Genomic DNA, 23,644 nt, shown 5'->3' with positions numbered 1-23,644 from the left:
ACCTATTTATCAATTCTTCAGTTATTTGATACTGATGCAGGGTCTAATTATTGCTATGTACGGCTTATCCCTTATAATCGGGATCGAGAATCACAATTTCTACTCTTCGATTCTTCCTCCAGTTTTCCTTGGAAGTATTAGGAGCTACCGGGCGTGTATCTCCATACGCGACAGCAGTAAAGCGACTTTTCCCCAACCCTTTAGTATGGGAGGTTAAGTAACGAATCACACTGCTTGCCCTGGCCCCGGATAATTCCCAGTTTGACGGATAGCGGAATGTAGAGATCGGCCTGTCATCTGTATGTCCTTCTACTTTCACATCATTAGGAATATGGTTGAGCAGCGTTCCTACTTTCGTTAAAAATGGACCGCCCGAATGTAGAATCTCAGCTTCTCCAGTTTCAAACAATAACTGCTCTTGTAAAACTAAGACCACTCCGCGTTTCGTTCGAGTAGCAGAAATAATATCATTTAATTGGTTCTTATTAAGGAATTGATTAACCTCTTGCATGACATTATCCAGCTCGTCTTTGTTCTCATCCTGATCCTTTTGACTTTCTGCCAAATTGTCAGGATTTTGATTGGGGTCTTCAAATTCGTTATTCTTTTCCCCATTTTCTTGAATCTTCGTTTGCTCTGTTGGATATTCCTCTTCGACCGGGGAAGGATAGAAATCCAAGATCATTCGATTTCTGAATGACTCAGCAATGGCATTGAATTTTACCAAATTTATTTGTGACATGGAAAAGAGCAGGATAAAAAACACTAGAATCAATGTAATCATATCAGCATATGTTGTCATCCACTTAGGTGCACCATTTTGATCCTTTTTCTTACGTTTTCTAAGCTTCATTGGCAGCTTCTCCCAGTGGTTCTTCCTGAGCCGCTTCATCTGCCAGCTTCTTATCCTCCTCAGATAAGAATGCGCTTAATTTCTCTTCAAGAATCTTAGGGTTCTGTCCTGACTGGACTCCGATGACACCTTCTATAATGACTTGTTTCATAAACAATTCCTGCTCGGTCCTATTTTCAAGTTTGCCCGCCATAGGTATGAAAACTAAATTGGATAGCAGCGTTCCATAAAAAGTGGTTAACAAAGCGACTGCCATTTTAGGGCCGAGCGTTTCAGGACTTGTAAGACTCTCAAGCATAAGCACGAGACCAATCAAAGTTCCTATCATCCCCCAGGCAGGAGCATATTCTCCCGCCTTCTCTAAAATGGCTCTGCCTCGCTGATGTCTTTCTTCCACTGCCACGATCTCCGCATTCATAATATCGTTAATAACTTCTGGTTCTATTCCATCTACGGCAAGCAGAATCCCTTTCTTTATAAAAGGATCTTCAACATCTTCAAGTTCTGCTTCCAGTGCCAAAAGGCCTTCTCTCCGAGCGCGTTCAGAAAGCTTAACAAACAGGTTAATCAACTGCCGGAGATTCATATCCTGTTGTTTAAACGCCTCTTTTGTTACACGAAAAGTCAATTTCACTTCCGAAATATTAAAGTTTACAAGGATAGCAGCGATTAAACCGCCTAGCACAATGACAATCGAAGAGGCTTGTATGAAAGAAGTCATTCCACCAAATCCAGCATTGGACATTATACCAAATATGACCATAATGAACCCCAGGGTTATTCCAATTGGCGTTAACAAATCTCGCTTGTTCATAAATCTCTCTCCTCAATTTCGTACAGATACAGTCTATTTACTATATCGGCACTATTTCGATTGAGTTGAGTTTCTTTCGACAATTCTATGAGGTAAAATCACATTTTGTTCATCTACTTCTTCTTTATTCATGAATTTTGTTAACAGTCTCATGGCGACTGCACCAATATCGTACATAGGCTGTACCACGGTTGATAGTGTTGGACGAACCATCGTTGCCAGACGGGTGTTATCGAATCCGAAGACTTCCAGATCTTCCGGCACGTTCAAACCATGATCCTGAGCACCATGGATAACTCCCAGCGCCATTTCATCTGAAGACACAAAAACCGCTTTAGGACGCTGGTTTAGTTCTAGAATCTGCTCCAGTGCTTCAATTCCAGAATCATAGGAATAATCCCCGGATACAATCCAATTTTCTGTATCCTCGAATCCGTATTCTTTCATTGCACGTTTATACCCTTCAAGCTTCTGATCATTAACATGAGTATTCTCAGGACCTGATACAAAAGCTACCGGCTGATTATTTCGCGCCACTAATAATTCAGTAGCATCATAGGCCGCTTGCTGATAGTTGATATTAACTGCAGGAGTTTCGCCGGTTTCATCGACTGTAGCAGCTAATGCGATCGGTACGGAGGAATTCTTAAACTCGCGGATGTGATCTTCGGTAATTTTTCCGCCCATAAATACTAGACCATCTACCTGTTTTCCAAGCATCGTATTGATAAGATGAAGTTCTTTATCTTTATTCTGATCAGAGTTACTTAAAATAATGTTGTAATTATACATAGTAGCGATGTCCTCAATACCTCTTGCCAGTTCAGCAAAGAAGATACTGGAGATATCAGGGATGATGACCCCTACTGTCGTTGTCTTCTTACTAGCCAATCCTCGTGCTACAGCATTGGGACGGTAGCCTAGACGCTCAATGGCATCATGTACTTTCTTCCTCGTTGCTGGTTTTACGTTCGGGTTGCCATTGACCACTCTTGAAACAGTTGCCATTGACACATTTGCTTCTCTTGCAACATCATATATTGTTACGTTCATTCTGAATCCTCCCTTGTCCGATTTCCATGGTACGAAATATTTAATAAAATAATCATACGATAGTTCATTGTGTTCCGCAATGTTAGTATGTCTTTTGTACTTTTAAAATACCCTTTCCATTATAACGGATTCTTCCTTCACACAAAAATAAGTTAGACTGGTTCTCCAGCCTAACTTATTTCTCCCGATTCATTATTTAGCAATTACTTTAGTTAATTGCTGCATGAAATCATTGAACATCGGGATATCCATTTGCTGTGCTGAATCTGAAAGTGCCACTGCAGGGTCCGGATGTACTTCTGCCATCACTCCATCCGCACCAATAGCTAAAGCTGCCTTAGCTGCTGGGAGCAGGAGATCTCTTCTTCCCGTAGAATGGGTCACATCCACCATTACCGGCAAGTGAGTTTCCTGTTTCAGGATAGGAACTGAAGATATATCTAATGTATTTCTCGTTGCTTTCTCGTACGTTCTGATTCCTCGTTCACATAAGATAATCTTATCATTCCCTCTTGAAATGATGTATTCTGCTGCATTGATAAATTCGGAAATTGTAGCAGACATCCCTCTTTTTAATAAAACAGGCTTATTAACGGAGCCTGCTGCTTTAAGTAGTTCAAAATTCTGCATATTGCGAGCTCCTATTTGAATAACATCCAGATAGTCCAATGCTTCTTCTAAATCAGCAGGGTTTACAATTTCTGAAACGACAGCTAAATCCTGTTCATCAGCTGCTTGTTTGAGGATTTTCAAGCCCTCTAACCCCAGCCCCTGGAAATCGTAAGGAGAGGTTCTCGGTTTAAAGGCACCGCCTCGCAATAACTTCAATCCTTGTTTCTTAACTGCTTCAGCAACTGTTGCCACTTGATCGTAGCTTTCTACTGAACACGGCCCCATGATAAAGTGAGGCTGTCCATCACCAATTCGTTCGCCTTTTATATCAACGATTGTATCCTCAGGTTTTTTCTTTCGCGAAACCAATAAAGCTTTACGATGATCATCTTCTTGAAGTTCAAGTGCTGCTTTAAAAATTTCTTTAAATAAATGGACAATTGTAGAATCCTCAAAAGGTCCGCCATTATGTTCTGACAAATGATCCAGCATAACTCTTTCCCTTACTGGGTCAAAACGGTTCATCCCCTGCTGTTCTTTAATTTGGCCAATTTCCTTTACTAGATCACCGCGTTTATTGATTAAATTCAAAAGCTGCAAGTTTACCTCATCTAGTTGTCCACGCAGTTCATCAAGTTTCTGATTACTCATTGTCCATCCCCCTCTGTTTTGTTTAATGAAATGACAAAATATGATACATTCAAAGATAATTAGGGATAATTATAGCTAAGATTATGGCACTTGTCACCCTTCTCACCAGATTTAATAAATAAGAAATTTAAGAAAATTAGTTTCTGGAGGTACATAACCGAATGAATGAAAAATTATTTGCCCTCGATATTGGCACCAGATCAGTCGTGGGCATCATTCTAGAAAAAGCTGGCGACTTCTATCGTATAGCTGACCATATTACAGAAGAACATACTGAACGATCCATGCTTGATGGACAAATCCACGACGTAGTTGCCGTTTCTAAAGTCATCACTAAAGTAAAAGAACGACTTGAAGTAAAACATGGTCCTTTAAAAAAAGTTTGTGTAGCTGCAGCCGGACGTGCGCTGAGAACGAAGAAAACGAAAATCAGTCAAGATGTTTTTCAACAGCCGCTTATGACTCGTGAGGATATTATGCATCTTGAATTAAATGCTGTGCAGCAAGCACAATACCAGCTTGCTCAAATGACCGAAGAATCCCAGGAGGCGGCGTACTACTGCGTCGGATATTCCGTTCTCCACTATCATATTGATGGGCAGAAAATCGGCTCTCTTATCGATCAACAAGGTCAGATTGCTCAAGTGGAGATTATTGCTACCTTCCTTCCAAAAGTGGTAGTGGACTCCCTACTATCAGCCTTAAGTCGTTCAAATTTAGCAATGGAAGCTTTAACTCTTGAGCCGATCGCTGCCATCCAAGTGCTCATCCCCCCTTCGATGAGAAGATTGAATGTCGCCTTGGTGGATATTGGTGCAGGAACTAGTGACATCGCAATAACAAATTCGGGTACGGTTATCGCTTATGGAATGGTCCCTTCTGCTGGAGACTCAGTTACCGAAGCCATAAGCGACGAATACCTGCTGGATTTCCCTGATGCTGAACGAGCAAAGAGAGAGCTGACGACAAAAGGATATACTTCTATCACTGATATATTGGGATTAGAATCTACTATTCATTACGCTGAGGCGGTAAGTAAAATTGAAGATTCTCTAAAATCACTGGCTGAGCAAATTGCAACAGAAATTCTACACCTTAATCACTCTGCACCCAAAGCAGTTATGTTAGTAGGCGGCGGAAGTCAAACCCCAGAACTTTCTAAATATCTTGCAGAATCCATGGGGCTGCCGGCTAACCGAATAGCCATCCGCGATATAAGAGCCATTCAACAATTAAAGGATCATGATCAACTTTCTCATGGACCAGAATTAGTTACGCCCATTGGAATAGCTATCGCGGCCAAGCAAAATCCAATTCAGTATAAAAATGTGATTGTGAATGGACAGACCATCCGATTATTTGATATGAAACGATTAACCGTAGGAGATTGTATTTTGGCAGCCGGCATTGAATTAACGAAGCTTTACGGGAAACCTGGGGAGGGTTTCATGATCGAACTGAATGGCAAGAGATTACCTCTCGAAGGTGCTTTTGGTTCTCCGCCGTGTATCTTAAGAAACGGTACTCTTACCTCCATAGAGTCACCTGTGAGTGAAGGAGACGATATTCGTATTGAGCAGGGCATCAACGGTCAGCCTCCCGATTTAACAATAGAAGACTTGATCGGTGACTTCGAGCGCATTCACTTAACTTACAATAATGAGTTTTTCTCATTTACTCAGCCAGTTGTATTCGTTAATGGCTCATTAGCTAAAGCAGACTATAAGGTTAAAGATCAGCAGCGAATTGAATATTTCCCAGTAACTACTTTAGCTGAATTAAAAAAGGTATTGACCAGGTTAAAGAAGTGGGTGGAACCCGCCTCCTCTACTCATTTTGTGACGGTCAATCAACACTTGTTTGAGCTTAAACCTGCTACAGCCCCTCTATTAATTAATGGAGAATCAGGAAGAATGGAAGACACGATCAAGCATGAAGACACGATTGATACGAAGATGAACTGCGGACTGCCCTTAAGAAGCGTCTTAGAGCAGCTGGACAAGCCTTATCTATACGAAATAGAGGTATTCTTTAATAATAAACCAATCAATCTTACACAAGCTTTATGTGAAGTTAAAAGAAATGGTGAAAATTTAGCAGAAGAGGATCTAGTCTTTCCAAATGATCATCTAATTATCACAGAAAAAGAAAAGCAACCCTTTATTTTTCAGGATATATTTAAATGGACAGATATTCAGTTATCATCGATACCAACCCGATATAAAATTTATCGAAATGAAACAGTCTGTACCTTTAACGACACCATTGTTTCTGGAGACCGTTTATCTATCGACATGAAGAATTAAATTGAACTCCCGCCGAACATTTGCTCATCAAATGAACTGCTGAATAAAAGAACCCCGAACCAAAAGGTAACCATGGTTCGGGGTTTTTGATATTCAAGCTTGAATTGAGCCACAGCTTCATCCGATTATAAACGGTTGTGCAGCTGATCAGCTGTGATAGAAAAGTGACTTTCATGCCATGTAACCTGCTGGTTTTGAAAAAGCAGGACTTGCGGTGATTCATGCTTAACATTAAATCTTTCCGCAATTTTATTTGAAAGATCTCTCGACTGCTGAATATTTAAAATACAGCAGGGAAAATCCGACTGTTTACTAAATTTCTCATACTCACTCTTTGCCTGTGCACTGATAGGGCAAGTTAAACTGTGTTTTAATAAGAAAAAAGCACCTTGGTCTAGTTCTGCTTCTAACTCTTCTTCTGATTGAACAATGTTCAAGTCCATAAACATCCTCCTTACCTAATACCTAAAGCAGCTGCGATGGCTTTTTCCAGCTCTATCTATAATCCGGTAAACCTCGTATGCAAAAGTCTTTCTTATGGAATTAAAATAATAACAAATAGATTCGAATATTGAAAATAGATGGACTTCTCCATCCAAAAACTGGTGGAAACCACTAAGGCTTCCACCAGTTTTTATTAAAGATTATTAGTTGTCGTGGAGTCTTGCTGTTTTTCCAGTTCCTGAGCAGCTTCTTCGATTGCTTCTGCAACTTCTTGTGCCGCACGCTCAGCTTCCTCTTCGTCGCTGCTTCTAAAGTTCTTCACTTTACTTTGAATATTCTTTGTAGAATCCTTAACTTTAGAACCTAGCTCCTGAGATTTTTCAGAGACATTTTTAGTGAAATGGGAAGATGATTCTACTGCGCGGTTTTTCCAATCTCCGCTTTTTTCATAAGCTGTGTCTTTCCATACTCCGGCTTTTTCTTTCCATCCGCTTGAACTCTCATTCAGATTCTCTCTTAACTCACGGCCTGATTTAGGGGCAAACAGCAAAGCAACCGCTGCTCCTACTAAACCGCCAATTAAAGATCCAAGCACAAAATCTCTTCCGTTGTTATTCCCTGTTTTATTCTGTTCTTCATTCATTTTTACATTCCTCCCAATAAGATATTTATTTCTTTGCTCTTTTCCATAAATTGATCGCTACTTGTCCCCACTTCATGGCTTGAGCAGCGTTATCAGTATTATCATTGACTGATGAGCTGATCCCTCTGGAAATGGATCGCAGAGATTGATTGAATTCCTGTACGGAATCCCCAATTCCTTTCACACCGTCAACAAGAGTATTCAGCTTTTGAGATTTTTCCCCTACATCTTCTGCTAATTTATTTGTTTTATTTAACAAAGCTGTCGTTTCCAGGGTAATTCCTTCCATTTGCTTTTCTACGCCTTCTAATGTATCGGCCACATTGTTCATGGTTCGGCGCACAGCCATTAACGTTCTTGCCAAGAAGATAACTAAAACAGCAAAGGCAACTGCTGCAATTAGAGCTGCGATGTATAATATAATTATCATATCCCCAAGACACTCCTTCACCTATGTATTTATACAATTTAGTTTATTCCCCAAATGGGTATTTTTAAACGTTTTCTTTTGCTATATGGTTATTATTCGTTACAGCATTGCCAATTTCCTCTATGTTTTAGAGGATTGTAAAATTTTATCATTCAGCTGCTTACATAAAAAAAGCGCGAAAGGCTTTCCTCCCGCACTTATGTTTATTAATTTTCTTCCTCGTATGCCTGTTGAAATTTCTGAATGTCTCCTGCTCCCATAAAGAGCAGTACTCCGTCAGAATATTCTTCTAATTGTTTCGTATCTTCCAATTCCAAAAGCTTTGAATCAGGAATCAATTCCTGCAGTTGATCAATGGTCATCTTCCCGCTGTTCTCCCGGGCAGAACCGAAGATATCACAAAGAAATACGTGATCCGCAAGTTTTAGACTGTCGGCGAATTCATTTAAAAATGTTTTAGTACGTGTAAAAGTGTGAGGCTGAAAAATAGCTACTACAGGACGATCTGAATACTTTTTTCTTGCCGAATCAATCGTCGCGGTAATTTCGATTGGATGATGTGCATAGTCGTCCACGAGAATTTGGTCTTTCCACTTCTTCTCAGTAAACCTTCTTTTAACCCCTTTAAATGTAGACAGTTTACTAATCTGCTCAGGCTTCATATCCTCATAGTGACAGATGGCAATAACACTAAGAGCGTTTAAAACATGGTGGTCGCCAAATTGCGGAATTGTAAATGATTCATAAAAAGTGTTACGAACAAACACATCGAACGTCGTACCAAATTCATCTTCCGCTACGTTTTGAGCCTGAAAATCATTTGAATCGGCAAAGCCATAATACAATACAGGTACGTTCGCCTGGATATGCTGCAGGTGTTCATCATCTCCACAGGCAATGATTCCTTTTTTCACTTGTTTAGCCATTTGCTGAAAAGCTTGAAATACATCCTCAATGCTCGTAAAGTAATCAGGATGATCAAAGTCAATATTTGTCATGATGGCATAGTCTGGTTGATATGAAAGGAAATGCCTGCGATATTCGCATGCTTCAAAAGCAAAATATTGACTATCTGCATGACCTTTTCCTGTTCCATCACCAATTAAGTAGGAGGTTGGATAGTTTTCAGATAGTACATGGGCCAACAATCCAGTCGTGGAGGTTTTCCCATGAGCACCTGTTACAGCTATACTTGTATATTGCTGCAGCCATTCTCCTAAAAATTCATGATAACGATAGTAAGGGAGACCAAGTTCTTTAGCCCGTACAATTTCTTCATGATCATCAGAAAAAGCATTTCCCGCAATTACGGTTAAGCCGTCCCCAATATTATCTTTTGAAAAAGGCAGAATTTCTATATTTCTTGCTTCCAGAGTTTCCTGGGTGAAAAAACGTTTATCAACATCTGAGCCTTGCACCTGCTGTCCTGAATCATGCAAGATTTGGGCGAGCGCACTCATTCCTGTTCCTTTAATACCAATAAAATGGTAAGTTGTCATAAACAAGAACCTCCAAAATAAAGTGGATCACTTTAGTATAGTATATGTATCTTTTCTTAAGTTGCGATTTAATTAGCAGTGATAAAAATACCCTCACCTGTAAGAACGCCTAACTATTTTATCATGGATTTCTACTGATAAAAAGCTTCTCTTTTTATGGTTCCATAATATCAGAAGGAAAAAGGCACTGCTCAACCAACAAGGGTGCCTTTAAGGTTAATTCTGTTCCACATACTCTACATATTCTAATCGCGGATTCGGTTTGTAACGGCGTCCTTCTTTAGCTTCCGGTTCTCCGTTTACAAGAACATTATCACCAGTAAAACCCATGCCGATCTTTAACAAGCTTCCTCCTACCCCGTACATGTCGACAGGGACTTTCTTTTCTTCAAATGATCGAATCCGTTCTTCTGTAAAACCGCCGCTGACTACAATTTTCACATGTTTAAAGCCCTCTTTATCTAACGCACGTCTTAAGGCAAAAACAAGCTCCGGATTTACACCCCGCGGGTCAAATGTACCCATCAAATGCTGGTTGCGAAGAAAGTACTTATCTACGAGAGCTCTTGATGTATCTAAGCGGACTCCCTTAAGCTCCTCCCCAAATTCTCTTGCTACTTTCAAGGAATCTGTGATGACATCATTGTTATAATCGACAAGTGCCATTAACTGATCTTCGGGAAATTGAGCTTGATATGCTCTCGAAGCTGCCACTACATCACCTCTGAACATTTGAATGAGGGCATGAGGCATCGTTCCCATACCTTCTTTCCCCCACCATTCGTTCATCGCATGTGTTGCCTGAGCTGTAGAACCGCCGATGGACGCAGCATAGCCATCACCCGCTTGCTGCGTATAGTGATCATCGCGATCCCCCATAAAGATAATCGGTTTTTGTTTACCTGAATACCTTGCTGCCTTCACAACGTTATAAACATTTGTTGCCACAGAGGTTCGTCTTGCTAATATACCGTCAATAATGCCTTCCAAATATCCAAAGCTTTGATATGAACCAGTGACCGTAAGTACAGTCTCAAAAGGACTGATCTTATCTCCATCCTTAAGCGAATAGATCTCCAACTCTTGCGGTTGCTCTGCAAAAGTGTGGATAAGAGCAATCGTTTCATCTGTCCCACACAGAACTCCATGATTTTTTTGAAAGAATTGCATCGTCACATGATTATCGGGTAAGTGGTGTTCCACAATTTCTTTTGTTTTGAGAAAATAAACGGCGGAGAACCAGCCTTCTCCGACTCGCTCATCAAATTTAAATGTTTTATTTGTTAAACGGGATATTTCTCCATTTAATTTTAGCTCGATTTCCTTCATGATTTTTCTCCTTAGACATTTGAATCGTTTCATTTTATACATATTTTATCATATAGAACAAACTCAATTTTCACAAGAATACTGATTCAGCTGATTCTATCCTTAAGTGTAGCACAGCTTTATAAGAATATCCTTACCTTCCCTTATGCTCCAGATCCAGTCATTTCTTCTATTTGCTTCTGGTTCAGTAAAATATCTCTCGGCTTACTTCCTTTTTGTTCAGAAATTATACCATACTCCTCCATTTGATCAATAAGCCGTGCAGCTCTATTATAGCCAACTTTGAACCTTCTCTGAAGAAGCGAGGCGCTTGCACCATTCTGGTCCACCACAAATTGAACAGCTTCGTTAAACAACTCATCCGTTTCTTCTTCAGTAGAAACTTGCTTAATTAATTCATCTTGTTCAAATAAATACTGAGGCGGGGCAATTTTTTTAATATAGCCGGTAACTCGCTCAATTTCATCATCAGAAACAAATGCTCCCTGAATTCTTCTAGCCTGTCCAGAACCATTTTCAACAAACAGCATGTCTCCCTTTCCAAGCAGCTTTTCCGCTCCTCCGGAATCAATAATGGTTCTTGAATCAACCTGAGAAGAAACACTAAACGCTATTCTTGTAGGAATATTTGCTTTAATTAATCCTGTAATGACATCCACTGAAGGACGCTGAGTTGCTACTAGCAAGTGGATTCCGCATGCCCGGGCTTTCTGAGCAATTCGGCAAATAGAATCTTCAACATCCTGCGGAGACACCATCATTAAGTCAGCAAGTTCATCAATGACTATTACCAGATAAGGTAGTTTTTCACTTGCTCTGTTCTGTTTAATCATTTTGTCGTTGTAGCGTTCAACGTCTCTTACACTCTCTTCAACAAATTTCTCATAACGCTCTTCCATTTCCTTTACGGCCCATTTTAATGCCGTAGTTGCCGCTTTTACATTGGTAATCACCGGCGAAACTAGGTGAGGCAAGTCATTATATGGGGCGAGTTCCACCATCTTCGGATCGATTAATAGAAATTTCACATCTTCATGGTGAGCTTTGTAAAGCAAACTTACTAAAATCGTATTTATACAAACACTCTTACCTGAACCCGTAGCTCCAGCAATCAGACCATGAGGCATTTTTTTGAGATTCGTGACTACCGAATCGCCTCCTATATCCAGCCCTAGCCCCACGGATAAAGGAGAAACGTCATTTTTAAACGCTTGAGATTCAAAGATTTCCTGCAATCCAACCATTTGCGGCTGAGTGTTAGGCACTTCAATACCGACTGCCTGTTTTCCAGGAATTGGAGCCTCAATTCGAATATCTCTCGCTGCCATACTCAACTTAATATCATCAGAAAGATTCGTAATTTTACTAACTTTGACCCCAGGTTCAGGCTGCACTTCGAAACGAGTCACCGTCGGCCCTTTCATCGCGTTTACTACTTTTGCTTTTACGTGAAAGTGCCGTAAAGTCGTTTCCAACAATTCCATTTGCTCCCTGACCCATGTTTCATCTTCATCAGAACGAACCACAGGATCTTCAAGTAAATGTAGAGGTGTGGAATAGGTGACTCTTTCATCCTTTATTTCTTCCTTGGTCTCAAGAGAAGTCACTTTAGGAGCTGCCTCCTGATTGTTATCGCCAGATTTTTTCTCCCCCAGTTGCTTCTGGTCTCTAGTCCGTTTATCTCTCGGAGTCATCAGCACATTGAATGGCACATGTCGTTTGGGCTTTGAATTTTCTTTTGGTCGCTCTTTTTTCCCAAACTCCTGCTTTTCCTCATGTGCCTCTGTTTTGTTACTCACTTCAAGATCTTCTCGTGAAGTTTCTTCAACTGCAAGCTCTGAGTCCCCCTCTGAGCGGATGGTAACAGTTTCATTTTCTACCCCTGTATTTTCCTTTGGATGAGCAACGGCACTTGGACCCTGCTCCTCTAAAGCGCTTGTCGGTTCAAATTCCTCATCTGTAAAAGGTTCAGCTCGTTCCAGCTCTATCTCTCCATCAATTTCTTCTGAATCGGGTTGTTCCTCAAAGGCGAGCAGTGTAGAGGATTTGTTTTCTTCAACTATTAATTCTTCCTCATCCTCCAGCATCGGAGCTGCTTCGTTTTCTTCAGCTTCTAATTCTTCCTCATCCTCCAGCATCGGAGCTGCTTCGTTTTCTTCAACTTCTAATTCTTCCTCATCCTCCAGCATCGGAGCTGCTTCGTTTTCTTCAACTTCTAATTCTTCCTCATCCTCCAGCATTGGAGCTGCTTCGTTTTCTTCAAACTCTACAGGTTGAGCTGCTTCAACACCCGATCCTTCATTTTCTTTTGCAGCGTAACTATTCTCATAACTATCTGCTTCTAGTCTTTCCTGGTCCATCTTATGAGTATTTAAAAAGCTTAAAGAATTTTCTTCAATCTCATTAGTTCCAGTTTCCTTCTCGTCTTCTATCGATGTATTTATTGAAGAATTCGAAGCAGGAATGACCTCTTCTTTATGATACGCTGATCCTTCTAGAGAAGCTGCTTCTTCTCTTATTTCTACTTTTTTCTCATTGGATTTCTTTGCACTACCCATTTGTCCTCTTAAACGCTTTCTGAAGTCCTGCCACTCTTGTTCATCATGAGAGTAGTGTATTTTGTCTTCTACTACCTTTGAAAACTCTGTGTCTTTCTTCTCTTTTGTCTGCCGATTGTGGTAACCATAAATAGGTGAAGGAACCTCTGTCGGGGTAAATGGGATTGAATTAGTTTCCGGCAGCGGTTCTTTTTTCGGCTTTTTGTTTTGTTTAGGTTTCTGGCTGAATGATGACTTTCTCTCCGATGTGCTTGTTTCCCGCTGTCTCGGTGGTCTTGGTTTTTGAGTCTCAGAAGGTTTAGATACAGGTTCTGATTTATGAAGATCAGGGATAACAGGAAATCTAAATTCTCCTGATTTAGGGTATTTATAAGTCATTTTTGTTTTGGCATTTACTTCACTTTGAATAGTTCGTGGCTTATAATCCTTTTGATCGCCTTTGGATACTCTAGATTTTGGCTGACCACTCTCGCTATTTTCCTCTTCAAACATTTGTTTGAATTTGTTTTTAAATTCCTTCCACACTAATAATCACACTCTCTCTCTAAGTTCATAATTGTATGTGTTTATTTTCATTTTAACAGGTTTTCACAGCTTATTGGTTTACAATCCGTTTAAATATTTCGGGATAATCCAACAAAAAAAGCAGCGCCCTCCTAAATTGGAGAGAACGCTGCTCATTTCCAGCAGGAATTAAAATTCATAAACATCGCCTGGCTGGTAGTTTCCTTCCAGAACTAATATCCCTTTTTCTTTAGGTGCATCAGGGAGGTTAAGCTCTTTAGCTGAGCAAATCATACCACTTGAAGGTACTCCTCGAAGCTCAGCGTCTTTGATTTTCATTCCACTTGGCATAACTGCTCCCGGCTTAGCAACTACCACAAACTGACCTTGGTCAATATTAGGAGCCCCGCATACAATTTGCAAGGTTTCATCCCCTACATCCACGTGGCACACGCTAAGTTTATCTGCATTTTCGTGAGCTCCCTTTTCTTTCACATACCCTACAACAAACTTCGGACTTAAATCGAAGTCCAGTGAATCATCCAAACTCTGTTGTTGGAATAAATCTTTTATTTGCGAAAGCAATGCTTCAGTTAAACGAATTTTGCCGTGATCAGCCAGATTAAAATGGGCAGAAGCGTTAAAGATGTTATAACCTAAAAGAGTACCCTCTTCCTCGTTCGTAATCTTAACAATGTCACCATATGTTTCATACGTAAAGTTTAACCGGTCTCCATCGTTAACAGGTAGGATTAAAACGTCACCGACCCCCGTTTTGTTGTAAAACACATCCATATTCTAATCTTCCTTCCTTGTTTGATTAGGTTTCTTTTGAGCGAGGATAAAAATAGGTTCCAGCTGCTTGTCCTCATACAAGAAGGACAAGGAGGTAACCGGCACGGTACCTTCAGCGAAAAACTGCATCGCCATCTGCGCCAAAATATCATAGCCTTGCGGGTTTTGCACATCAGCAAAAATAATTACATCCTGGTGAGGAATACTGATCGCTAATTCCCCTTTGCACTCTGCTTTAAGTTCCTCCAATAATACTTCATTGAGTATGCGGCTTGCATCATAGCCATCCTTAGTAGAGTGGAAATAGAAATCATTCCCATAAACTGTATCTTTCTTCATTTTTACAGGAAGAGAACGCACATTGAAACTAGCTACTTCTTTAATTCTTTCCTTCGTCCAGTTTTCTTTTTCTAACATATTTTCATCAATTAACTGGTAGGACTTACCAAGGTCAAGCGCATAATATATTCTAGTTTCAGCAGTATGATCTGTATAGATCAACGTTTTTCCAGTTTCTGTATGATCAGGAAAAGAAGCAGCTCGAATTACAGGAAAGATGTTTTCTTCTTTACCTGTCAGGTAATGCGTTTCATTCATTACTCTGAGAGCTTCCTGAACATGATCCTCTAGTTCATCGATCGCCTCTTCTCCTCGAGATTCGAACTTAGCGATTACGTTGGGGAGTGTGATGGTAATGCCTTTCCCCGTTTCTTTCCATTCAATTCTAAACGTGTCTTTATCTCGGTTATACTTTGTAGTCCATTGTTCATTAACCAAACGTTCTTCTAATTTTTTTTTCATTTTAATGCTTGTCATTTTCATCTGGTTTTCCTCCTTTATTCAGGGGAAGAAATTTACTTCGTCGTCTATTTTAGCATATCCTGTTTAATTATGACGGTTCTATTATTATAGACGAAGACTGAAAGAACTATAAAGAAAAAAGCTGTGCACAAGCACAGCTGATTTACCTGTTAACTTTATTCATGAACTCTTCAATTTCTTCCCTTGATTTACTCTTCTTACTTACAAACCTGCCGACTTCTTTTCCTTCTTGAAACGCTAGAAAACTCGGAATCCCAAATACATCGTATTCTGCACATCTATGAATAAATTGATCTCTGTCCACATACACAAATTTCCAAGTCTGAAATTCTTGTTCTATCTCCGGAAGGACAGGTTCGAGTACTCGACAGTCCGGACACCAGTCTGCAGAAAATAACAGAACAACCTGGTTCTCATTCATCAATTGGTTAAATTGGTCATCTGATTCAAGAGTGATCATCTACATTCCTCCTAAGTCATTTTAGCATATCATCAATCATATTCAATTTTCATGTCTCCTGGAGCGATCCAACCTTTTTTCCTAAATCCCCACGCGATTAAGTAGCTTAAACATGCAGGGGCGAGCACGTGAAGTAATAAAATCGTCCAAAATAACTGCCAGCTGAACCCCATGGACTGAAAGGTCATAATCTGACCTACAAACCCGCTCGTCCCCATGCCGGCTCCAGGTGCATTATTCTCCAATTTCAGCCAAACTGTAGCCATTGGTGCTAAAATGGCTCCTGTCAAGGTAGGGGGGAGTAAGATAATGGGTTTCTTTACAATGTTGCCGACTTGAAGCATGGACGTCCCAATTCCCTGTGCAAGAAAACCACCAAATCCATTATCCCTGTAACTGATGGTGGCAAAACCGATCATCTGGGCCGCACAGCCGATCGTCGCAGCTCCGGCAGCAATTCCGTCTAAGGATAGCATGATTGCAATAGCTAAGCTAGATATTGGCGCAGTAAGAGCAATGCCCATAAGTACTGCCACTACCACTCCCATAATAAAAGGCTGCTGAAGGGTTGCCCAATTAATAACGTCCCCAAACCATGTCATAAAATGATTAATAGGCGGACCTACAAATGCTCCCACTATGAATCCAGCTGCAATGGTAACAAAAGGAGTTAAAATGATATCCATTCTTGTTTCTTTGCTTATAGCTTTCCCGAACTCCGCTGCAATTAAAGCCGACACGTAACTTCCAGCTGGCCCGCCAAGATCCGCTCCAAAGGCACCGCTGAATAAGGCTGCAAATATGACTAGAGGCGGCGCCTGCAGACCATAGGCAATCGCTACTCCAATCGCTCCGCCCCATATTTTCGAGTCCATCGCAAAGGTCCCCATTTCGATTAAGGGGTCTCCTATTGGCGCATATCCAATTTGCTCTCCGACAGTTTTTATAATTAATCCAATAATTAATGATGAAAAAAGACCTAGTGCCATATAACTAAGCGCAGTGATTAAATACGTTTGTACTGAAATATGAATCCCTTTTTTATTTAAGAATGCTTTCATACATACCCCTTCTCTCTTTTGATCCGAACTATATTTTACACAATAAAATAACATGTGTAAATACACTGAGACTTTATGATTATTTCAATCAGGATATACCGTTATTTTGATTGATTCCTCCTATTATCGGTATTGTTTTTCTAGACCAATAGTTCTATAATTAGAATTTATATAGAACTAGCAATTTAATGAACCTATTAAGGAGGGACAAGGTGAATACAATTAAAAGTCGTGTTCGACTCATATTAATCTTATCTTTAGTAAGTATCGTGATTCTTATTGGCTTCTCTACATACTTTTTTAATCAGCAGTCTAAACTAGCCGATAAGAGTCGTGAAATTCAAGGAGCACTTATCCACAGTCAAGAAATTAATTCACAGATGTCACGTACAACGAGAAAACAAGAAGCATTTCTTAATGACCCAAAAGAGAAAAAAGCTGAAGAGGTGAAGGCAGGAATTCAGCGAGTTGAAAAATTAGCATCCACTAGTTCTGAAACTTACTCACAATATCCTGACATTTCTAATGCATTTTCTAAAATCAACACGAGTGCTTCGGAATACGAGAAGGAATTAGATCCTCTTGTCAATATGTTTCGGCTTGTAGGCTTTTCGGAAAATGAAGGAATGTATCAATACATAAGGAAATCATACAAAGAATTTAAAGATTCCATTAATCAATTGAACCAGCCCGCCTTGATGAACACGCTTCTCGAAATGAAAATTAATGAACTTGCTTACTTGAATAACCCCACAGAATCCAACTACACCTCATTTAATAAGAGTGCAGATAACTTCAAAGAGAACATTGAGCAAGTCAATTTTAATGATGAACAAGCCGCTCAGTTAAATAGAAGCTTACTTAAATATAAACAAACTCTTAATACTATTCACGGCACCTACACTCAAGCTGACGAGATAAGCTCATCTTTTGAAGATATCTCCTCAGACGTAGCTAACCATGTAAATCAGGTCATGGCGGCTACCGAGCAAATTAATAACAAGACTGAGAAACAGCAAGCAAGCATGAAAAAAACCTTGATGATTTTACTTGCTATCATAGGAAGTATTGCTTTATTAGTCACCTTCATCACAGGTATTGTATTAATTAAATCTATTTCAAAATCTATAAAAGAATTAAAAAACGGGGCTTCCATCATTGGAGAAGGCAACCTATCTTATCGAATTGATCTCCATTCCAAGGATGAGATGTCAGAACTAGGCTCTCAGTTTAACAGTATGGCTGAAAAAATGGAGCATTCAGTTAAGAAACTGCTGCAGGCATCCGGCGTCTTAAATACCTCGTCTGATCATCTTGCAGCTGTATCTGATCAGACAACCACTCAAGCTGAAGAAGTGAATGAAGCGATCAATCAAGTCGCCATCGGTTCTCAGGACCAAGCTCAGAAGATAGAAGAAAGTACTCAATTAATTGAGCAAGTTGAAAAAGCAATTCTTCATACAAAGCAGGCAACACAAGACATTGACGGCCGTCTGCATGATGCAGATCAAGAAGGCAAGGAAGGTTTGACTACAGTGGATGAATTAGAGAAAACCTCGAATTCATTTATAGACTTAGCTACTCATATGTCCTCAGAGGTCCAGTCTGCTACTAAGCAATCCAATGAAGTCAATAAAATTGTTTCCACCATCGAAGACATTGCAGATAGTACAAATCTCCTTGCCTTAAATGCAGCAATTGAATCGGCAAGGGCGGGTGAAGCCGGTAAGGGCTTTGCTGTAGTGGCTGATGAGGTAAGGAAACTAGCAGAACGTTCTAAACAAGAAGCTCAAAGCATACACCGTTTAGTGAGTCATATGTCAGAACAAATGCTCCGCCTGTCTTCAGAAGCAGATAAATTCGAACACTATCAAGACTCTCAAAATCAAGCTGTTTCCCAAACAAAAGCAGCTTTTCACCGTATTTCCGGACATGTTCAGGACATGAACACCCAAATTATGCAAGTGAAAAATGCGGTTCAAGGCGTAGAAACAGTGAATGAAGATGTGAAAAATAAGCTACAGGACATCAGTGTGATATCAGAAGAAGCAGTAGCAACTGCTGAAGAAGTTGCAGCATCAAGTGAAAATCAACTTCAATCGATTGACCAGGTACACCAATTAGCTACCGATCTGCAAGGACTTTCCCAAGAGTTGGAAGCGGAAGTCAGCCAATTTACTATTCATGAGATGGAAGAAACGGAATTAGAGTCTGCTGAAATAGAATCTGACGGAAGTAACGATGATGAAAGGGAAGCAGAATCGAAGGAGACGGATCATGACTACCAGGACGAACGTCTTTCTTCGTAATTATGGAAAACCGAAAAGGATAATTTCCTAACAAATTAAAAAAACGTGAAATCAGACAAGTCATGTCTTGATTTCACGTTTTTTAATTCTCGAAAGAAACGGCGGAACTAATAACTTTCTCTGGCTCTGTAAGAACTCTTTTTAAAATGAATAGACTTGGCAATATTCATCATCAGCGCCGCATTATCTTCCAATTCATCTTTCTTCGAATACGTGGTTATCTTGACTCCACCCTGCCCTACTTGCAGCTCGTACTTGCTCTGCTTGTTTACAGGCATAACTCGCACATAGCCAAAACGATCCTCATCCTTAAATGATTTTAACAGCAGTCGATTTTCTTTTTGGCGAGCAGATTGATAGTTCAATTGACTGCTTTCGTCTTCCATAGAATTATAGAAAACTATAAAGGTTTGTTTATCTCCCTTAGATAAAATAATATTATTGGCGTCTTGTTCTTCCACTTTAACAGCTGAAGGTAAATACATGGATATCGTTCCTGATTTTATATTAGCAGTGGGTGTCTGTGCTTTAAATGCCTGTTGAGCTGATTCTCGAGTGTGCTGTACTATCTCTTTTTCAGAAGGGAATATGCTGCATCCTCCTAAAAAAACACTCAAAATGAGTAATAGGATTAGTTGCCTGAGCACTCCTTATACCTCCCTGTTATGAAGCTCCTTCTTTTCAAATGATACTATGTCTTAGAGCTATGGCAAGTAACATTTTTTGGTTCAAGTCCAATTGCTGGACAGCGCTTCCATAATATGTACATACTGTTCATGAATAAGTTTTAGAGGAGGCTGAAGGTATGGAACTAACTGTCTATTTAGCTGGTCAAATACACGACGATTGGCGTGAAAAAGTAAAAGAATTAGCAAAGCAGCGTGAGCTTTCGATCCATTTTACCGGCCCTCAAACAAATCATGAGCGCTCAGATAACATTGGGGAAGAGATCCTCGGAAAGCAGCCTGATCAATTATTCCGTGATGATGCCGCATCAAGTATAAATAATTTTAGAACTCAAGTGCTGTTAAATAAAGCAGACGCCGTCATAGCACTGTTTGGCGAAAATTATAAACAATGGAACACCGCTATGGATGCGAGTGCTGCTTTACAGCTTCGAAAACCGCTCATCCTTGTGCGGCCGGAATCACTCATTCACCCGCTTAAGGAACTATCCAATCAGGCAAATGTTACCGTAGAGACTATCGAACAAGCCATCGAAGTTTTAAGCTATTTGTATGAATAGCTCACCTAAAGTATGAGAACAAAGGAATCCCCGAACCAATAGAAAATGGTTTGGGGATTCCTTTGTTTTTAAGAAAAAATGAAGCGTCTCTGCAAATCCAGAGCCACTTCCTATCTATGATTTTACCTATCTTATTACATTTAAGTTTACCGTGATTGTGCTAGTATTCTCTCGGACTTTTATTGTAATTGGTCATAACGCCATTGACCTGTGAGAAGTTTAACAATATGAATGAACATTTCCGCTCTCTCAATTTCTCCATACGTAAAAATCCCAATGGCGCCTTCATTTTTTCTTACATTTTCTTTTTCTGTAAATTGATCCATGACTTCTCCTAATTCCAGCCCTTTTTCTAACCCCTGCTTGATTTGATCAGGCAGGCGGATTCTAGCCCCACTTGCGGTATAAAGATTCTCTTTCCGGTCAATCAGAGCTCCCCAGTTACAAAGATAAAGATCTTCTCCAATTTCCATAACTCCACCTTCAAGTCCGATTCCCAAATCAGCTTTCTTCATTGTCACAGACTCCCTGGCTCTGTTTATGGCACCTTCTAATGTTTCTTCATCAGAAAAAGGCTGGGCCGAAACTTTCGATTCCACATCCACCCCTATGACCTCATCTTCAGAAAAAACTTTTTTAACAGAATTTATCTTAGTGGGATTTTGTGAACCTATATAAACTTTCATTTAACTAACACCTTTCTCTTGCAGACACTTTCCCCTATATTAGCATAAAACCAGACAAACAAACATGGTGTTAGTTTAATTTAAAATGGTAGAGATCTACACGTTTTTCTTAATTAATTCAACCGTATTTTTGTCTGTATTCTTGACAAGATGAACGAGCAGCTCTTTCGCAGCCGCATAGTCATCAACATGGATAATAGATGAAGAGGTATGGATATAGCGAGAGCAGATTCCGACTACAGCGGATGGCACGCCATTATTGGAAATATGCACACGGCCGGCGTCAGTTCCTCCTTGAGAAATGAAATACTGATAAGGAATATCATTAGATTCTGCTGTATCTAAAATAAAATCACGAATACCACGGTGGGTGACCATAGATTTATCTAATATTCTTAAAAGAGCCCCTTTACCTAATTGGCCGAACTCTTTTTTGTCTCCGCTCATATCATTTGCCGGAGACGCATCTAAAGCATAGAAAATATCGGGATTAATCATATTAGAAGCGGCCTGTGCCCCTCTCAAGCCGACTTCTTCCTGTACAGTTGCTCCCGAATAAAGTTTATTAGGAAGCTTTATCCCCTGTAATTCTTTTAACAGCTCAATGGATAGACCACAGCCATATCGGTTATCCCATGCTTTTGCCAATACTTTCTTTTGATTAGCCATAGGAGTGAAAGGACAGATAGGAACAATTTGCTGCCCCGGTTTAATGCCCAGCGTTCTTGCATCCTCTCGGTCATCTGCGCCAATATCAATAAGCATATTTTTCATTTCCATTGGTTTCTTGCGCTGTTCTGGTGTCAAATTATGAGGAGGGATGGAGCCTATTACTCCAACGATAGGTCCCTGCTCGGTAATGACCTGCACTCTTTGGGCAAGAAGCACCTGATTCCACCAGCCTCCAAGCGGCTGAAAACGGATCATCCCATTATCAGTGATTTGCGTAACCATAAATCCAACTTCATCCATGTGTCCAGCAACCATTACGGTCGGTCCTTTTCCATTACGAACTCCAAATACACCGCCAAGACGATCCTGCACGAGCTCATCCGAATACTTTTCTAATTCTTGTCTCATAAAATGACGCATGTGATGTTCATTTCCTGGTGCTCCTGGCAACTCTGTTAATGTCTTAAATAATTCTTTCGTTTCTTGATTCAATATGTACAACTCCTTTTGTATGCCTCTTCTTCTATTTTAACGGAACTTTGAAAACGTTTCTACAAATCAGATTTAAAGTTTTAATTTCCTTTTAACGGGAATATTTAGTATAGTTTAATAAGAATACTGATGTGAGGTGATGGTTAAATGAATTGGAAAAAAGTCGCAATAGCAGCAGGTGTTGGAGCACTTGCAGGCTATGTAGTTAAAGAACAAGTAGGAAGCAAACAAGGAGTAACGCCTGAGAAAGCATTAAAGATTGCGAAAGAAGCTTTTAAGAAACAGGGACCGATAAGTGGTTCATGGATTTATATGAAACCAGAAGACCTTAACAAAAACGGTATTAATTACGAAGTTTACCGTGGAGGAGTCTCTAAGAACGAAGATGGACAAACGACTCAATACGAATTCTTTATCGATTCAGAAACAGGTACAATTGTAGATGTTACTGAAGAAACTGCATAACAAGAAAATCCCTTTGGCCGTAATGCCAAAGGGATTTTTTTTTTGAATTATTTATAGGTATGGGCTGGTCGGCCTAACTCGTTCATTTTTTCTCCATTTTCATTGAATTGCAAAGCACGATATTCTGCATCATGATAGAAGACATACCACGCTTGTCTTTCGTAGCCATAACCCATCCACTTCTGCTTTTCGTGTACAGAAGTCACTGGATAATCATCATAAGCTAATGCCCATAGCACATTTTGATGGGCATGGGTAGGCATGATATCTGCCATATGAATAAATGTTTCTTCGTTATCCTCAAATAGGATAATGGAATGCCCCTCACTATGACCACTCGTGTGTACCATTCTCAACCCTGGCAGGATCTCAGTGGATTCCTGAAAGGTATGTACTAGCTGCTCAACCGGCTTCCAGTTTATTTCCCAGTACGTATTTGCTGAACGAATATTAGGATTTTTCATTTCGTTCCATTCTACTTCGCTCGTGTAAATAGTGGCATTAGGAAAAGCAGGCACCAGCTCATTATCTTCCCACATCGTAAGTCCGCAAGCGTGGTCAAAGTGAAGGTGAGTCATTAAGACCATATCAATATCCTCACGGGTTAGATTTCGTTGTTTTAAAGAAGAATCTATATGGGATTCTTCCAACACACCAAAATTTCTACGCTGTTTGTCAGACAGCTTATCATTTCCAATTCCTGAATCAATAAGTAAGTTCTTGCCATCTAATTCAAGCAAAATCGGATCGGTCCTTAATTCAATCTGATTTTTTTCATTTACCGGATACTTCTTACTCCATAGCGGCTTTGGAACAACACCGAACATTGCTCCCCCATCCATATGAGTAACACCGCCATTCAGCCATGTTAATCGGGCTCTGCCAATAGTTAAAGATTCCACAAACCACGCCTCCCTTTGCAAACTATAGGATCAGTTTA

General features: G+C 40.0%; 22 protein-coding genes. 4 read left to right on the top strand and 18 right to left on the bottom strand.

The genetic code is table 11. From position 1 onward, the window contains the following. Nucleotides 1–64: 64 nt before the first annotated feature. From motS to Q7A53_RS00170, 4 genes are all read right to left on the bottom strand, one after another. Nucleotides 65–853, bottom strand: coding sequence for a flagellar motor protein MotS (motS, locus tag Q7A53_RS00185; RefSeq protein ID WP_411787089.1), 789 nt, complete (start codon nucleotides 851–853; stop codon nucleotides 65–67). Continuing rightward, on the bottom strand, nucleotides 843–1,667 hold the full coding sequence (gene motP, locus Q7A53_RS00180) for a flagellar motor protein MotP (protein ID WP_411787088.1): 825 nt from the start codon (nucleotides 1,665–1,667) through the stop codon (nucleotides 843–845). The genes motS and motP overlap by 11 nt, the downstream gene beginning before the upstream one ends. Before the next feature lie 51 nt (nucleotides 1,668–1,718). Further along, nucleotides 1,719–2,720: a catabolite control protein A gene (gene ccpA / locus Q7A53_RS00175; RefSeq protein WP_411787087.1), complete on the bottom strand. Its 1,002-nt coding sequence runs from the start codon at nucleotides 2,718–2,720 to the stop codon at nucleotides 1,719–1,721. 192 nt (nucleotides 2,721–2,912) lie between these two features. Next, nucleotides 2,913–3,983, bottom strand: coding sequence for a bifunctional 3-deoxy-7-phosphoheptulonate synthase/chorismate mutase (locus Q7A53_RS00170; protein ID WP_411787086.1), 1,071 nt, complete (start codon nucleotides 3,981–3,983; stop codon nucleotides 2,913–2,915). A 161-nt stretch (nucleotides 3,984–4,144) separates the two neighbouring features. Here Q7A53_RS00170 and pilM point away from each other — a divergent pair, with 161 nt between their 5' ends. Beyond that, complete coding sequence (gene pilM / locus Q7A53_RS00165) at nucleotides 4,145–6,289, top strand: pilus assembly protein PilM (protein ID WP_411787085.1); 2,145 nt, start codon at nucleotides 4,145–4,147, stop codon at nucleotides 6,287–6,289. Nucleotides 6,290–6,414: 125 nt separating this feature from the next. On the opposite strand, the gene ytxJ is transcribed toward pilM, so the two are convergent. From ytxJ to Q7A53_RS00115, 10 genes are all read right to left on the bottom strand, one after another. Next, entirely contained in the window at nucleotides 6,415–6,732 is a 318-nt protein-coding gene (gene ytxJ, locus Q7A53_RS00160; RefSeq protein WP_411787084.1) for a bacillithiol system redox-active protein YtxJ, read from the bottom strand. Nucleotides 6,733–6,926: 194 nt separating this feature from the next. Beyond that, nucleotides 6,927–7,376: a YtxH domain-containing protein gene (locus Q7A53_RS00155; protein ID WP_411787083.1), complete on the bottom strand. Its 450-nt coding sequence runs from the start codon at nucleotides 7,374–7,376 to the stop codon at nucleotides 6,927–6,929. A 25-nt stretch (nucleotides 7,377–7,401) separates the two neighbouring features. Next, the gene (locus tag Q7A53_RS00150) at nucleotides 7,402–7,806 is read right to left on the bottom strand and encodes a DUF948 domain-containing protein (RefSeq protein WP_411787082.1); all 405 of its coding nucleotides are present in this window, start codon (nucleotides 7,804–7,806) and stop codon (nucleotides 7,402–7,404) included. A 206-nt stretch (nucleotides 7,807–8,012) separates the two neighbouring features. Continuing rightward, on the bottom strand, nucleotides 8,013–9,305 hold the full coding sequence (gene murC / locus Q7A53_RS00145) for a UDP-N-acetylmuramate--L-alanine ligase (protein ID WP_411787081.1): 1,293 nt from the start codon (nucleotides 9,303–9,305) through the stop codon (nucleotides 8,013–8,015). A 216-nt stretch (nucleotides 9,306–9,521) separates the two neighbouring features. Beyond that, a complete protein-coding gene (locus Q7A53_RS00140) occupies nucleotides 9,522–10,634 on the bottom strand; it encodes a nicotinate phosphoribosyltransferase (protein WP_411787080.1) in 1,113 nt (370 codons plus the stop codon). A gap of 143 nt (nucleotides 10,635–10,777) precedes the next feature. After that, nucleotides 10,778–13,717 (bottom strand): DNA translocase FtsK, encoded by a 2,940-nt coding sequence (locus Q7A53_RS00135; protein WP_411787079.1) that lies wholly within the window; start codon nucleotides 13,715–13,717, stop codon nucleotides 10,778–10,780. A 168-nt stretch (nucleotides 13,718–13,885) separates the two neighbouring features. Then, nucleotides 13,886–14,491, bottom strand: a complete 606-nt coding sequence (gene ytpR, locus Q7A53_RS00130) for a YtpR family tRNA-binding protein (protein WP_411787078.1) — start codon at nucleotides 14,489–14,491, stop codon at nucleotides 13,886–13,888. 3 nt (nucleotides 14,492–14,494) lie between these two features. After that, a complete protein-coding gene (locus Q7A53_RS00125; RefSeq protein WP_411787077.1) occupies nucleotides 14,495–15,313 on the bottom strand; it encodes a DUF1444 domain-containing protein in 819 nt (272 codons plus the stop codon). Nucleotides 15,314–15,455: 142 nt separating this feature from the next. After that, the gene (locus Q7A53_RS00120) at nucleotides 15,456–15,773 is read right to left on the bottom strand and encodes a thioredoxin family protein (protein WP_411787076.1); all 318 of its coding nucleotides are present in this window, start codon (nucleotides 15,771–15,773) and stop codon (nucleotides 15,456–15,458) included. Between the two features lie 32 nt (nucleotides 15,774–15,805). Beyond that, nucleotides 15,806–16,834 carry a PTS transporter subunit IIC gene (locus Q7A53_RS00115; protein WP_411787075.1) on the bottom strand — a complete coding sequence of 343 codons (1,029 nt, stop codon included), beginning with the start codon at nucleotides 16,832–16,834 and terminating at the stop codon, nucleotides 15,806–15,808. Nucleotides 16,835–17,046: 212 nt separating this feature from the next. On the opposite strand from Q7A53_RS00115, the gene Q7A53_RS00110 reads away from it, so the two are divergent. Then, entirely contained in the window at nucleotides 17,047–19,143 is a 2,097-nt protein-coding gene (locus tag Q7A53_RS00110; protein ID WP_411787074.1) for a methyl-accepting chemotaxis protein, read from the top strand. A gap of 107 nt (nucleotides 19,144–19,250) precedes the next feature. Here Q7A53_RS00110 and Q7A53_RS00105 read toward each other — a convergent pair whose 3' ends face one another. Beyond that, nucleotides 19,251–19,790 (bottom strand): hypothetical protein, encoded by a 540-nt coding sequence (locus Q7A53_RS00105; RefSeq protein WP_411787073.1) that lies wholly within the window; start codon nucleotides 19,788–19,790, stop codon nucleotides 19,251–19,253. A gap of 158 nt (nucleotides 19,791–19,948) precedes the next feature. Between Q7A53_RS00105 and Q7A53_RS00100 the strand changes: the two genes are divergently transcribed. After that, complete coding sequence (locus tag Q7A53_RS00100; RefSeq protein ID WP_411787072.1) at nucleotides 19,949–20,389, top strand: YtoQ family protein; 441 nt, start codon at nucleotides 19,949–19,951, stop codon at nucleotides 20,387–20,389. 179 nt (nucleotides 20,390–20,568) lie between these two features. On the opposite strand, the gene Q7A53_RS00095 is transcribed toward Q7A53_RS00100, so the two are convergent. Beyond that, nucleotides 20,569–21,075, bottom strand: coding sequence for a DUF84 family protein (locus Q7A53_RS00095; RefSeq protein WP_411787071.1), 507 nt, complete (start codon nucleotides 21,073–21,075; stop codon nucleotides 20,569–20,571). Nucleotides 21,076–21,171: 96 nt separating this feature from the next. Then, nucleotides 21,172–22,239: a M42 family metallopeptidase gene (locus tag Q7A53_RS00090; protein WP_411787070.1), complete on the bottom strand. Its 1,068-nt coding sequence runs from the start codon at nucleotides 22,237–22,239 to the stop codon at nucleotides 21,172–21,174. Between the two features lie 147 nt (nucleotides 22,240–22,386). On the opposite strand from Q7A53_RS00090, the gene Q7A53_RS00085 reads away from it, so the two are divergent. Beyond that, nucleotides 22,387–22,704 (top strand): PepSY domain-containing protein, encoded by a 318-nt coding sequence (locus Q7A53_RS00085; RefSeq protein WP_411787069.1) that lies wholly within the window; start codon nucleotides 22,387–22,389, stop codon nucleotides 22,702–22,704. 47 nt (nucleotides 22,705–22,751) lie between these two features. Here the strand turns inward: Q7A53_RS00085 and Q7A53_RS00080 are convergent, their stop codons facing one another. Further along, nucleotides 22,752–23,606: a YtnP family quorum-quenching lactonase gene (locus Q7A53_RS00080; protein WP_411787068.1), complete on the bottom strand. Its 855-nt coding sequence runs from the start codon at nucleotides 23,604–23,606 to the stop codon at nucleotides 22,752–22,754. Nucleotides 23,607–23,644: the final 38 nt, after the last annotated feature.

Source organism: Halobacillus rhizosphaerae (genome assembly GCF_046719735.1).
Classification (GTDB): Bacteria; Bacillota; Bacilli; order Bacillales; family Halobacillaceae; genus Halobacillus_B; species Halobacillus_B rhizosphaerae.
The sequence above is the reverse complement of the archived record's forward strand: the minus strand, read 5'-3'. Positions and strand labels throughout refer to the sequence as shown.

Excerpts from the sequence above, each read along its gene's own strand:
- motS (WP_411787089.1), bottom strand. The coding sequence starts at position 853 with ATGAAGCTTAGAAAACGTAAGAAAAAGGATCAAAATGGTGCACCTAAG.
- motP (WP_411787088.1), bottom strand. The coding sequence starts at position 1,667 with ATGAACAAGCGAGATTTGTTAACGCCAATTGGAATAACCCTGGGGTTC.
- ccpA (WP_411787087.1), bottom strand. The coding sequence starts at position 2,720 with ATGAACGTAACAATATATGATGTTGCAAGAGAAGCAAATGTGTCAATG.
- Q7A53_RS00170 (WP_411787086.1), bottom strand. The coding sequence starts at position 3,983 with ATGAGTAATCAGAAACTTGATGAACTGCGTGGACAACTAGATGAGGTA.
- pilM (WP_411787085.1), top strand. The coding sequence starts at position 4,145 with ATGAATGAAAAATTATTTGCCCTCGATATTGGCACCAGATCAGTCGTG.
- ytxJ (WP_411787084.1), bottom strand. The coding sequence starts at position 6,732 with ATGGACTTGAACATTGTTCAATCAGAAGAAGAGTTAGAAGCAGAACTA.
- Q7A53_RS00155 (WP_411787083.1), bottom strand. The coding sequence starts at position 7,376 with ATGAATGAAGAACAGAATAAAACAGGGAATAACAACGGAAGAGATTTT.
- Q7A53_RS00150 (WP_411787082.1), bottom strand. The coding sequence starts at position 7,806 with ATGATAATTATATTATACATCGCAGCTCTAATTGCAGCAGTTGCCTTT.
- murC (WP_411787081.1), bottom strand. The coding sequence starts at position 9,305 with ATGACAACTTACCATTTTATTGGTATTAAAGGAACAGGAATGAGTGCG.
- Q7A53_RS00140 (WP_411787080.1), bottom strand. The coding sequence starts at position 10,634 with ATGAAGGAAATCGAGCTAAAATTAAATGGAGAAATATCCCGTTTAACA.
- ytpR (WP_411787078.1), bottom strand. The coding sequence starts at position 14,491 with ATGGATGTGTTTTACAACAAAACGGGGGTCGGTGACGTTTTAATCCTA.
- Q7A53_RS00125 (WP_411787077.1), bottom strand. The coding sequence starts at position 15,313 with ATGAAAATGACAAGCATTAAAATGAAAAAAAAATTAGAAGAACGTTTG.
- Q7A53_RS00120 (WP_411787076.1), bottom strand. The coding sequence starts at position 15,773 with ATGATCACTCTTGAATCAGATGACCAATTTAACCAATTGATGAATGAG.
- Q7A53_RS00115 (WP_411787075.1), bottom strand. The coding sequence starts at position 16,834 with ATGAAAGCATTCTTAAATAAAAAAGGGATTCATATTTCAGTACAAACG.
- Q7A53_RS00100 (WP_411787072.1), top strand. The coding sequence starts at position 19,949 with ATGGAACTAACTGTCTATTTAGCTGGTCAAATACACGACGATTGGCGT.
- Q7A53_RS00095 (WP_411787071.1), bottom strand. The coding sequence starts at position 21,075 with ATGAAAGTTTATATAGGTTCACAAAATCCCACTAAGATAAATTCTGTT.
- Q7A53_RS00085 (WP_411787069.1), top strand. The coding sequence starts at position 22,387 with ATGAATTGGAAAAAAGTCGCAATAGCAGCAGGTGTTGGAGCACTTGCA.